The sequence below is a fragment of the Pseudomonas sp. AC532 genome (assembly GCF_979258965.1).
Window position 1 is genome coordinate 881,519 of the sequence record NZ_OZ409888.1, and the last position, 12,028, is coordinate 893,546.

The window sequence follows — 12,028 nt, forward strand, 5'->3', positions numbered from 1 at the left end:
GCATGCACAACTCCGATATCCCTGAAAGGCCGCACTCGTTCGCGCCGAGGTCGACGCTCCTACAAACGCCACACCCCGTAGGAGTCGCGACCTCGCGGCGACGCGTGTGGGCAGCATCGAAGATGCGGTAAGGCCGCCATCATTCGCGCCGAGGTCGACGCTCCTACAAACGCCAAACCCCGTAGGAGCCGCGACCTCGCGGCGAATCGCATGCACAACTCCGATATCCCTGACAGGCCGCACTCGTTCGCGCCGAGGTCGACGCTCCTACAAACGCCACACCCCGTAGGAGTCGCGACCTCGCGGCGAATCGCATGCACAACTCCGATATCCCTGAAAGGCCGCACTCGTTCGCGCCGAGGTCGACGCTCCTACAAACGCCACACCCCGTAGGAGTCGCGACCTCGCGGCGAATCGCATGCACAACTCCGGTATCCCTGAAAGGCCGCACTCGTTCGCGCCGGGGGCGGCGCTCCTACGGGGTGTTTGGTGGTGCCAGCTTATGGCTGCGGCAAGCGTGGGCCAAGCAGGATGATAGAGGCGCCAATCACGCAGAACGCTGCACCGAGCCAGTCGCTACCGAGGGGGCGCGCTTTTTCGATGATGCCTAGCCAGAGCAGCGAGGTAACGATGTAGATGCCGCCGTAGGCTGCATAGGCACGGCCTGCATAAGCCGCCTCGACGCGGGTCAGCAGCAGCGCGAACAGCAACAGGCTGAACAGGCCAGGCAGCACCCACCATGCGCTCTTGCCCATGCGCAACCACATCCAGAAGGCGTAGCAACCCGCGATTTCGAACAGTGCTGCGAGAAAGAACCAGAAGTAATTGAGCATTTTTTGTCCTGCCAATGATTCAACGTTCGCATCCAACCTGCCGGGTTAGCCGCGCAGGCCCCCTTCCCGCTCCCAGGCACAGCGCACGCGCAGGGCGCCGTCGTGCGGGCTATGCAAACCGTTTTCCGACTCGGATTCCCAGCGGAAGGTATGGGTGCCGTTCAGTTCGGTTTCCAGATGCACCACAGCGCTGGCCCAGTACAGCCGTTTGAGCAAGGCCTCGAACTCGGCGACCCATAGCTTCCATTCATACTCGACGGTCTGGTAACTCGCGCCGAAGTGGATCACCTGGGTCTGGTAAAGGCCGCTGCCCGGCTGCTGACAGCAGGAGAACATCTCGCGCCCGAGGAAGGGCCAGGCATCGCCAGCGGGTAACGCATCCAGTACCTGCCGATTGAGCAGACGGCGTAAACGGCTCTCCGAAGGACTGTCCGATGGCCAGTCGCGGATGCAGCCATAGACGATGGATTCCGATTCCACGGGTTCACTCCGTAAAAAACTGGCTGCCTTCTATCACACGAGAGGCGTGCCAGGGAACTCCGCCGGCGGATTTCGGGTATTGCGACATGCCTGCGCCCTGCCCGTCATTTACCGGCCCGGCGTGGCCCTTTGCGCATTAGCCATGCCAGCAGCACCATGACCACGGCCATCCCGGTCAGGACCATGAACGGCACCTGATAGGTGCCGGCAACATCGCGGGCCAGGCCGCTTAGCACGGGCGTCAGGCAGGCGACGCTGTAACCCAGGCCGAGCATCATCGCTGTCCAGCGGCTCACCGCCATGGGCGAGCCCGCTTCGTAGATCGGCAACAGCAGCGACAGGGCGAACGAGCCACTCATGCCGAAGCCCAGCGTCAGCGCCCACAACTCGGGTACGAAAGTGGGCACGAAGGTGATCATGCTCAGGCTCAATAGCGTCATCGAGCCGCAGGCCACCATCAGCAGGTAATGGTTGGCGACCCGCTGCACCAACCATGGCAGCAGGAACGAGCTCGGCAACCCCATCAGCATCGCCAGGCTGAACAACGTGTTGCTGTGCATCGCCGACAGTCCGGCTTCCTGGTAACGGGCCACGGTCCAGGTCGCAATCGCATAGAACAATCCGGCCTGCAGCGAAAAGTAGCCGGCAATCAGCCAGGCCCGCGGCTCACGCCAGGGCAACCCCGCAGAGGCATCCTCGCTGCTCAGCGGCTCGGCCTGATGTTTTGGCAGGCCAAGCCAGATGGCCGCTGCCAATGCGGCCGGCAGTGCCCAGATAGCCAGGCCGACGCTCCAGTCATCCGCGAACAGTTGAGTTACCGGCATGGTGAGCACGACCCCGACCGCGCCGCCGATGGCCATGCTCAGCGAGTACCAGGCGAGCACCTGCCCCATGCGGCCAAAAAAATGGCGCTTGATGAAACCCGACAACAGCGGCCCGGCAATCGCAATGGCGGCTCCAAGCAGCACGGCACTGGCCACCAGTATCGTGCTGGAGTGGCCAGCCAGGCGCAGCGCCAGGGCAAGGGTGATGGTGAAGAGGCACAGGGTTATGGTGCGCTCCAAGCCAAACCGGACCGCAAGGCGCGGAGCCAGAGGCGCCAGAAGCCCCATGCACAGCACCGGCAACGCGGTAGTGAGGCTGATGAAGCCGCGGCTCAGGGACAGTTCCTGAGCGATACGCTCGATAAGGGGCGCTAGCGAAGTTATGCCTGGTCGCAAATTTACCGCTGCGGCCACTAGGGCCAGCAGCAACAACGCACGGGAAACGGGTTTCACACAAGATCCTGATCAGGTGGCCAGGTTAGCCGAGGCGGCAACCCTACCGACAGAGCAGCGCAAGGGCAAGCTCGATGGGCTTGCGCTGAAACTGGGGTTTATTTTGCAGTTAGGCCGCAATTGCTTTCGCGCCGGGGGCGACGCTCCTACGCGGGTGGTGGTGCCGCGATCCATTGTAGGAGCCGCGACCTCGCGGCGAATGGTGGGGGCAATGCGGATTGTGCAGTGTGGCCGCAATCGCCTTCGCGCCGGGGGCGACGCTGCTACGCGGGTGGTGGTGCCGCGATCCATTGTAGGAGCCGCGACCTCGCGGCGAATGGTGGCCGTTACGCGATGGCGCGGCGCGGCTGCAACATTTCGCGCCGGGGGCGACGCTCCTACGCGGGTGGTGGTGCCGCGATCCATTGTAGGAGCCGCGACCTCGCGGCGAATGGCGGGGCAACATTTGATTTTGCGGTGTGGCCACAATTGCCTTCGCGCCGGGGGCGACGCTCCTACGCGAGTGGTGGTGCCGCGATCCATTGTATGAGCCGCGACCTCGCGGCGAATGGTGGCCGTTACGCGATGGCGCGGCGCGGCTGCAACATTTCGCGCCGGGGGCGACGCTCCTACGCGGGTGGTGGTGCCGCGATCCATTATAGGAGCCGCGACCTCGCGGCGAATGGCGGGGCAACATTGATTTTGCCGTGTGGCCGCAATCGCTTTCGCGCCGGGGGCGACGCTCCTACGCGGGTGGTGGTGCCGCGATCCATTGTAGGAGCCGCGACCTCGCGGCGAATAGTAGGGGCAATGCGGATTGTGCGGTGTGGCCGCAATCACCTTCGCGTCGAGGGCGACGCGCCTACGGGCGGGCACATTTCGCGCAGGAATCGCGACCGCTTGGCGTATCAGGGGCGACGGGACTGGTGCAGCTTGGCGACCAAATCAGCCTCGGCCTTGCTTAGCCCACAGGACTGGGTGAGGTCGTCGGCACTGGCGCCCATGCCCACCAGGCGCGCGGCCTGGGTGAATGACAGGCTGGTGGGGTCGCGCTGTTCGATCTGGGTCAGTTTGTCCGGCAGCGGCGCTACGGTGCGGCGCAACTCGTGGAGCTCCTCGCCCATGCGGATACTGCCGGTCAGATAGGTGTCCAGGCGCTTGCCCAGTTCGCGAATGCGCTGGTCACGCTGGGCATCGCGCTCGGCCTGTAGCTGGCTGGCCAGGCGCAGGCGCCCTGCGAGCCACACGCAGGTGCCCACCAGCCCGGCACAGACCAGCGCGAGAACGATCAGAACGGCTTCGAGCACGTCAGATGCTCTCCAGCTCCGACCACTCCTCCTCGGTCATCATCTTGTCCAGCTCGACCAGAATCAGCAGCTCGCCGTTCTTGTTGCAGACGCCCTGAATGAACTTGGCCGACTCGTCGTTACCGACGTTTGGCGCGGTTTCCACCTCGGACTGACGCAGGTAAACCACTTCGGCGACGCTGTCGACCATGATGCCCACGACCTGCTTGTCCGCCTCGATGATGACGATGCGCGTGTTGTCGGTGACGTCGGAGGAATCGAGGCCGAAACGCTGACGCGTGTCGATCACGGTGACCACGTTACCGCGCAGGTTGATGATGCCCAGCACGTAGCTCGGCGCACCCGGCACCGGGGCGATTTCCGTGTAGCGCAGAACTTCCTGCACCTGCATCACGTTGATGCCATAGGTTTCGTTGTCCAGACGGAACGTCACCCACTGCAGGATCGGATCTTCAGCGCCTTGTGCAGAGCTTTTCTTCATGGCCTAGCCTCGTCATTGACCGCGTGTGGCGGTGTGCGGGATTCCCGCTATTCAATCGAGGGCGCGTGCACGGCACGCGCCCCGGTAATCAGTGTATCTGTCCGTTGTTCATGCGCTTGATGGCGCCGCTGGCGATCAATTCGGCCAGTGCGGCAACGTCCAGCAGGGCGCACATGTGCTCGATCACGGTACCCGCCAGCCATGGCCGCTGGGCACGCTGGCCGCGCCATTTGATCTCGTCCGGATGCAGGCGAATCGAACGGCTGACCTGATGAACGGCCAGCCCCCATTCGTAGCCTTGCACGGAAATCACGTACTGCAACCCCTGGCGGAAATCATCCCGGTAGCGGTCGGGCATCACCCAGCGCGCCGTGTCGAGCACCTTAAGGTTGCCCGACTGTGAAGGCAGTATGCCTAGAAACCAATCGGGTTGACCAAACAAAGGTGTGAGGTCCTGGCCGGCCAGCGGGTAGATCGAACCCAGGCACACCAGCGGCACGGCAAGCGTCAGCCCGGCGACATCGAACAGCAGGCATTCGAATGGCTCCTCGGCCCACTCGGGGCGACCATCGGCCAGCACCGCGGCAAGGGGCGGTACCGGGCGGTGCACCTCCACCAGCGGTTCGACGACCGGCACGGGCACGGGCTCGACCGGGGTCGGCAGCAACGCCTCCACCACGGGTGCGACGACTGCAGGCGCGACAGGCTCGACGAGCACCAACGGCGCAACCTCGACCCGCGGCGCCACCCGGGCATCACGGATCTGCTCCTCGAGCACGGCAGCTTCGAACTCGTCGAGGCTGCTGTCCGCCAACTCCTGCTCGAGCTCGACCGCGGCATCCTGCAGCAATCCGTCGAGATAGGCCTGCAGGGCCAATTGGGGTCGTGTGGCGGTGGCAGTGGAACGACTCATGGATGCAACCTGCGATGGGAACCTGTATGAGCTATCGGCCGCAGGGGCGGCAGACTTGAGGCCGTACGAGCAGAATATCTGGCCATTGGCAATCAGGCCACTTGCGACGCAGGTTGCTGCGCCAGCAAATGCTTGAGCAGCGCGCGGTAGGCGATGGTGCCGCGGCTGTTGCCATCGAACTGCGAAGGCGTCAGCCCTGCCCGGCTGGCATCACGCAGCCGCGTGTCGACCGGGATGTAAGCCTGCCAGAGATGTTCGGGATAATTGTTCTTGAGCAACCGCAGGGTCGACATCGAGGCCTGGGTACGCCGGTCGAACAAGGTCGGCACGATGGTGTACGGCAGGGCCTGCTTGCGTGACCGGTTGATCATTGCCAGGGTGCTGACCATGCGTTCCAGGCCTTTCACGGCGAGAAACTCCGTCTGCACCGGAATCACCAGCTGCTGGCTCGCGGCCAGCGCATTGACCATCAGTATGCCGAGCAACGGCGGGCTGTCGATCACCGCATGGTCGAAGTCCTGCCACAGCTGCGCCAGGCTTTTGGCGACCACCAGGCCGAGGCCGTTCTGCCCGGGCGACTGCCGCTCCAGGGTGGCCAGCGCCGTGCTCGACGGCAACAGCGAAATCCGCTCGTTGCTGGTTGGCAGCAGCAACTGCGCCGGCAGCCCCTGGGGCACGCTGCCCTGATGCTGGAACAGGTCGAAGACGCTGTGTTCGAGGCTATCGGGGTCGTGGCCGAAGTAGCTGGTCATCGATCCATGCGGGTCGAGATCGACCACCACCACACGCTTGCCGGCATCGGCCAGCAAGCCGGCAAGGGCGATGGACGATGTGGTCTTGCCGACACCGCCTTTCTGGTTGGCTACAGCCCAAACTCTCATACGCTTCATCCTCCCGGAGCAGGCTGCGCCTGGCCGAGACTGAGTGCCCGCTTCATGGAGCGGGCGACGGGGAATTGACGGCACTATTGCCTGGCGCCTGTACATCAGGCGAGATAGCAGGTTGCGTGCCAGCCCGCTGCAGCGCGGCATCGGGTTGCGCATTGGCGCTGCCGACACCGCTTACACTACGCCGTACATCGAGGTTACGCGAGACCACCAGCACCACTCGCCGATTGCGCGCCCTGCCCTGCGCAGTAGCGTTGTCCGCCACCGGCTGAAACTCGCCGTAGCCTACCGCGGCCAGGCGCGACGGATCGACGCCGTCCAGCGCGAGCATGCGCACGATGCTGGCCGCTCGCGCGGTGGACAGTTCCCAGTTGGTGGGAAACTGCGCGGTGCGAATGGGCTGGTTGTCGGTGAAGCCCTCGACATGCACGGGGTTGTCGTAAGGTGCCAGAATCTTGGCAATTTTCTCGATAATCTCGAATGCCATGTCGTTGGGCAGCGCATCGCCGCTGTTGAACAGCAACCCGGAACTGAGTTCGATCTCGATCCACAGCTCATTGCCGCGCACTTTCAACTGGTCGCTCTGCAGCAAGCCGCCAAAGGCATCGCGGATGCTGTCGGCGATGCTCTGCAGGGTCGAGGCCGCGATCTGCTGCGGCGCCGCCTCGTCGACCATCGAGCGATCCGGCTCGGTGGTGCGCGGTCGCTCGTCGCCCACCGGAATGGGCTTGATCGAACGGTCCGGCTGGTTGAACACGCCGGTAAGGGTCTCGGACAGGATCTTGTATTTGCCCTCGTTGATCGAGGATATCGAGTACATGACCACGAAGAAGGCGAACAGCAAGGTGATGAAGTCCGCGTAGGACACCAGCCAGCGTTCGTGATTCTCGTGCTCTTCGTGGCGGCGTCGGCGAGCCATGATCAGTTCATGAAGCCTTGCAGCTTCAACTCGATGGAGCGCGGGTTCTCACCCTCGCCGATGGACAGGATGCCTTCGAGGAGCATTTCCCGGTACGCCGACTGGCGCATGGCGACGGACTTGAGCTTGGCGCCGACGGGCAACAAGAGCAGGTTGGCGACCGCCACCCCATAGATGGTGGCGACGAACGCGACGGCGATACCGCCGCCGAGCAGGCTCGGATCGGCAAGATTGCCCATCACGTGGATCAGCCCCATCACCGCCCCGATGATGCCAATGGTCGGCGCATAGCCGCCCATGCATTCGAAGAACTTCGCCGCCTGGATATCGCGGCTTTCCTGGGTGTACAGGTCCACCTCGAGAATACTGCGGATGGCCTCCGGCTCGGCGCCATCGACCAGCAGTTGCAAGCCCTTGCGTGCATAGGGATCGGCTTCGCCGTCAGCCACGGCTTCGAGACCCAGCAGGCCCTCCTTGCGCGCCGTCATGCTCCAGTTGACCACCCGGTCGATGCCACCTGGCAGGTCGATCTGCGGCGGAAAAAAGATCCAGCGCACGATGGTCATGGCCCGTTTGAACACCGCCACCGGAGTCTGCAGCAACGCCGCGCCCACGGTACCGCCGATCACGATCAACGCGGCCGGGCCATTGAGCAGAGCCGATACATGGCCGCCTTCGAGGTAATTGCCGCCAAGAATGGCGACGAATGCCAGAATGACGCCAATCAGGCTCAGCACATCCATCAGATGCAGGCCTCGGCCAGGTGTCTGCCGATATCATCGAGCGAGTAGATCGCATCCGCGAGGTTGGCTTTGACGATCGCCATCGGCATGCCGTAGATCACGCAACTGGCTTCGTCCTGGGCCCACACCTGGCTGCCGCTCTGTTTGAGCAGGCGCGCGCCCTCGCGGCCGTCGGCGCCCATGCCGGTGAGCACCACCGCCAGCACCTTGTCGTTGTAGGCCTTGGCCGCCGAGCCGAAGGTGATGTCCACGCAGGGTTTGTAGTTCAGGCGTTCGTCACCGGGCAGGATGCGGATGGTGCCGCGGCCGTCGATCATCATCTGCTTGCCGCCGGGGGCCAGGATGGCCAGGCCGGGACGCAGGATGTCGCCGTCTTCGGCTTCCTTGACGTTGATCTTGCAGAGCTTGTCGAGACGCTCGGCAAACGCCTTGGTGAAGGCTGCCGGCATGTGCTGGATCAACACGATCGGCGCCGGGAAATTGGCCGGCAACTGGGTGAGCACCCGCTGCAGGGCGACCGGGCCGCCGGTCGACGTGCCGATCGCTACCAGCTTGTAGGCCTTGCGTTTGGGCGCGGCGCTGGCTGCGGACGAGGTGCGCTCCGGCGCCGGCGTGCTCACGCTGGCCTGCGGCCGAGCCGCCGGCGCCGGTGCCGGTGTAGTGAACGTGCTTGCAGGTCGGCTCAGGCTACCGCCGGCGGGCGGCGTCAGGGACGCCGTGCCGATCCCCCGGCGGTTGCTGCGCGAAATGCTGTGCACCTTCTCGCACAGCAACTGCTTGACCTTCTCGGGGTTGCGCGAGATGTCCTCGAAGTTCTTCGGCAGGAAATCCACCGCACCGGCATCCAGCGCATCCAGGGTGACCCGGGCGCCTTCGTGGGTGAGCGAGGAGAACATCAGTACCGGCGTCGGACAGCGCTGCATGATGCTGCGCACAGCCGTTATGCCGTCCATCAACGGCATTTCGTAATCCATGGTGATCACGTCGGGCTTGAGCGCCAGCGCCTGATCGATGGCTTCCCGGCCGTTGGTGGCCGTGCCAACCACGGTAATGTTGGGGTCGGACGACAGGATCTCCGAGACCCGGCGACGGAAGAAGCCGGAGTCGTCGACCACCAGTACCTTGACAACCATAAACACTCCTAAGCGGCGCGACAGGGGTCGCGCCGCGGACGATCAGATACGCCGTGCGTAGCGCTTGAGCATGCTCGGCACGTCGAGAATCAGTGCGATGCGACCGTCACCGGTGATGGTCGCCCCGGACATGCCGGGGGTGCCCTGCAGCATCTTGCCAAGGGGCTTGATCACCACCTCTTCCTGGCCCACCAGCTGGTCGACGACGAAACCGATGCGCTGGTTGCCGACGGTAAGAATCACCACGTGGCCCTCGCCCTGCTCTTCGTGGGCAGCCTTGCTGACCAGCCAGCGCTTGAGATAGAACAGCGGCAGCGCCTTGTCGCGAACGATCACCACTTCCTGGCCGTCGACCACGTTGGTGCGCGACAGATCGAGGTGGAAGATCTCGTTGACGTTGACCAGCGGGAAGGCGAAGGCCTGGTTGCCCAGCATCACCATCAGTGTCGGCATGATCGCCAGGGTCAGCGGCACCTTGATGACGATCTTCGAGCCCTGGCCCTTTTGCGAGAACACGTTGACCGTGCCGTTGAGCTGGGAAATCTTGGTCTTCACCACGTCCATGCCGACACCGCGGCCGGACACGTCGGAAATCTCGGTCTTGGTCGAGAAGCCCGGTGCGAAAATCAGGTTGTAGCATTCCAGATCGGTCAGGCGATCGGCCGCATCCTTGTCCAGCAGGCCTTTTTCCACGGCCTTGCTGCGCAGGACGTCGGCATCCATGCCCTTGCCGTCGTCGGTGATCATCAGCAGGATGTGGTCCCCCTCCTGCTCGGCGGACAGCACCACGCGACCGGTGCGCGATTTGCCAGCGGCCTCGCGTTCGTCGGGGCCTTCCACACCGTGGTCAACGGCGTTACGCACCAAGTGGACCAGCGGATCGGCCAAGGCCTCGACCAGGTTCTTGTCGAGGTCGGTTTCTTCGCCGACCAACTCCAGGTTGATCTCTTTCTTGAGCTGGCGAGCCAGGTCACGAACCAGGCGCGGGAAGCGCCCGAAGACCTTCTTGATCGGCTGCATGCGGGTCTTCATGACCGAGGTCTGCAGATCGGCGGTGACCACGTCCAGGTTCGAAACGGCCTTGGACATGGCTTCGTCGCCGCTGTTGAGCCCCAGGCGCACCAGGCGATTGCGCACCAGTACCAGCTCGCCAACCATGTTCATGATTTCGTCGAGACGCGCGGTGTCGACCCGCACGGTGGTTTCCGCTTCATTGGCCGGCGCAGCGGCAGCAGGTGCTGCAGCAGCCTTGACTGGCTCGGCTTTCGCGGCAGGTGCTGCCGGTGCAGGCTTGGCCGCTGCCGGTGCAGGCGCCGCCGGCTTGGCCGCTGGCGCTGCTGGCGCGGCAGCAGGAGCGTCGGCTACCGGTGCGGCAGCGGCTGGTTCGACGAACTTGCCCTTGCCATGCAACTGGTCGAGCAACGCCTCGAACTCGTCGTCAGTGATGTCGTCGCCCTGGGCGGCTGCGCTGGCAGACACGGCAGGTGCAGGAGCAGCCGGCGCCTCGACCGCTGGCGGAACGAACTGGCCCTTGCCATGCAACTGGTCGAGCAGCGCTTCGAATTCGTCGTCGGTGATGTCATCGCCATTGCCGCCACTCGGCCCTGCAGCCGGAGCGGCGGCAGGCGCTTGAACGGCGGGCGCGGCAGCCACGGCCGGGGCCACGAACTGGCCCTTGCCATGCAGCTGGTCGAGCAACGATTCGAATTCATCGTCGCTGATTTCATCATCCGAGGCGCCTGCCTGCGGTTGCGGCTCATCACCCAGCGCGTCGAGCAGCTGCTCGAATTCGCTGTCGGTGATATTCGCCGAATCGTCGGCTGCAGCGGGTGCCATGGCTACCGCTGCCGGAGCTGGCGCAGCCACTGCCGCGGGCTGAGCAGAAGCAGGTTCGGCAAGGCGTGCCAGGGCCGCCAGCAGCTCGGGCGAGGCTGGTGTCGGCTCGACGCGCTCGCGCACTTCGGTGAACATGCCGTTGACCGCATCCAGCGCCTCGAGCACCACGTCCATCAACTCGGCGTCGACCCGTCGCTCACCCTTGCGCAGGATGTCGAACACGTTCTCGGCGATGTGGCAGCACTCCACCAGCTCATTGAGCTGCAGAAAGCCGGCCCCGCCCTTTACCGTATGAAATCCCCGAAAAATCGCGTTGAGCAGGTTCATGTCGTCCGGGCGGCTTTCCAGCTCCACCAACTGCTCGGACAACAGCTCAAGAATCTCGCCGGCCTCTACCAGGAAATCCTGGAGGATTTCTTCATCGGCGCCGAAGCTCATATGACGTGCTCCTAAAATCCCAGGCTGGACAGCAAATCGTCGACGTCGTCCTGGTTCGATGCGACGTCATCACGCTTATCGGCATGAATCTGCGGACCTTCACCGTGTGACGCAGGTTTTTGTTTGTTTTGCTCGGCACGCAGTACTTCATGGTCATGGTCGATGCCGGCGAAACGGTCGACCTGGCTGGCCATTAGCACCAGTTTCAGTAGATTGCTCTCGACTTCGGTCACCAATTGCGTGACGCGCTTGATCACCTGCCCGGTCAGATCCTGATAGTCCTGTGCGAGCATGATGTCGTTGAGGTGCCCGGACAGTTTGCTGCTGTCACGCTGGCTGCGCGCCAGGAACAGCTCGATGCGCTTGGCCAGCTCGCGGAACGCATCAGCGCCCATTTCGCGGCGCATGAACTTGCCCCAGTCCTCGCTCAATGCATCGGCCTCGCTGCTCAGGTCGTTGACCAGCGGCGCGCTCTGCTCGACCAGGTCCATGGTGCGGTTGGCCGCACGCTCGGTCATCGTTACCACGTAGTTGAGGCGTTCGGTCGCATCGGATATCTGCGAGACTTCCTTGGCGTGAGGCACCCGTGGGTCGAGCTGAAAATTGACGATGGCGTTGTGCAGCTCACGGGTGAGCTTGCCGACTTCGTGGTAAAGACCCCGGTCGCGCGCCTTGTTCAGTTCATTGATCAGCTGTACCGCTTCGCCAAAGTTGCCTTGTTCAAGGCTGTTGACCAGTTGGCGGGCATTGCTTTTCAGGGTCGACTCGAGGTCGGCCTCTTGAGAATCATCGTGTTCCATAA

At 63.7% G+C, this 12,028-nt stretch carries 12 protein-coding genes; all 12 read right to left on the reverse strand.

All coding sequences use genetic code 11. The annotated features are described in order from the left end of the window. Positions 1 to 500 precede the first annotated feature (500 nt). Positions 501 to 833 (reverse strand): YnfA family protein, encoded by a 333-nt coding sequence (locus tag ACZ0AV_RS04220; protein WP_499149873.1) that lies wholly within the window; start codon positions 831 to 833, stop codon positions 501 to 503. 45 nt (positions 834 to 878) lie between these two features. Beyond that, entirely contained in the window at positions 879 to 1,313 is a 435-nt protein-coding gene (locus tag ACZ0AV_RS04225) for a hypothetical protein (RefSeq protein ID WP_499149874.1), read from the reverse strand. A gap of 104 nt (positions 1,314 to 1,417) precedes the next feature. After that, on the reverse strand, positions 1,418 to 2,590 hold the full coding sequence (locus ACZ0AV_RS04230; protein ID WP_499149875.1) for an MFS transporter: 1,173 nt from the start codon (positions 2,588 to 2,590) through the stop codon (positions 1,418 to 1,420). A gap of 887 nt (positions 2,591 to 3,477) precedes the next feature. Then, entirely contained in the window at positions 3,478 to 3,876 is a 399-nt protein-coding gene (locus ACZ0AV_RS04235; protein WP_499149876.1) for a DUF2802 domain-containing protein, read from the reverse strand. A gap of 1 nt (position 3,877) precedes the next feature. Beyond that, positions 3,878 to 4,357 carry a chemotaxis protein CheW gene (locus ACZ0AV_RS04240; RefSeq protein WP_225831817.1) on the reverse strand — a complete coding sequence of 160 codons (480 nt, stop codon included), beginning with the start codon at positions 4,355 to 4,357 and terminating at the stop codon, positions 3,878 to 3,880. An 88-nt stretch (positions 4,358 to 4,445) separates the two neighbouring features. Next, positions 4,446 to 5,270, reverse strand: coding sequence for a CheW domain-containing protein (locus ACZ0AV_RS04245; RefSeq protein WP_499149877.1), 825 nt, complete (start codon positions 5,268 to 5,270; stop codon positions 4,446 to 4,448). Positions 5,271 to 5,362: 92 nt separating this feature from the next. Further along, on the reverse strand, positions 5,363 to 6,151 hold the full coding sequence (locus ACZ0AV_RS04250) for a ParA family protein (RefSeq protein ID WP_499149878.1): 789 nt from the start codon (positions 6,149 to 6,151) through the stop codon (positions 5,363 to 5,365). A gap of 52 nt (positions 6,152 to 6,203) precedes the next feature. After that, a complete protein-coding gene (gene motD, locus ACZ0AV_RS04255) occupies positions 6,204 to 7,076 on the reverse strand; it encodes a flagellar motor protein MotD (protein WP_499149879.1) in 873 nt (290 codons plus the stop codon). Between the two features lie 2 nt (positions 7,077 to 7,078). Continuing rightward, positions 7,079 to 7,819: a flagellar motor protein gene (locus ACZ0AV_RS04260; RefSeq protein WP_499149880.1), complete on the reverse strand. Its 741-nt coding sequence runs from the start codon at positions 7,817 to 7,819 to the stop codon at positions 7,079 to 7,081. Next, positions 7,819 to 8,952, reverse strand: a complete 1,134-nt coding sequence (locus ACZ0AV_RS04265) for a protein-glutamate methylesterase/protein-glutamine glutaminase (RefSeq protein WP_499149881.1) — start codon at positions 8,950 to 8,952, stop codon at positions 7,819 to 7,821. The genes ACZ0AV_RS04260 and ACZ0AV_RS04265 overlap by 1 nt, the downstream gene beginning before the upstream one ends. A gap of 42 nt (positions 8,953 to 8,994) precedes the next feature. Further along, positions 8,995 to 11,226, reverse strand: a complete 2,232-nt coding sequence (locus ACZ0AV_RS04270; RefSeq protein WP_499149882.1) for a chemotaxis protein CheA — start codon at positions 11,224 to 11,226, stop codon at positions 8,995 to 8,997. 11 nt (positions 11,227 to 11,237) lie between these two features. After that, positions 11,238 to 12,026 (reverse strand): protein phosphatase CheZ, encoded by a 789-nt coding sequence (locus ACZ0AV_RS04275; RefSeq protein ID WP_499149883.1) that lies wholly within the window; start codon positions 12,024 to 12,026, stop codon positions 11,238 to 11,240. Positions 12,027 to 12,028: the final 2 nt, after the last annotated feature.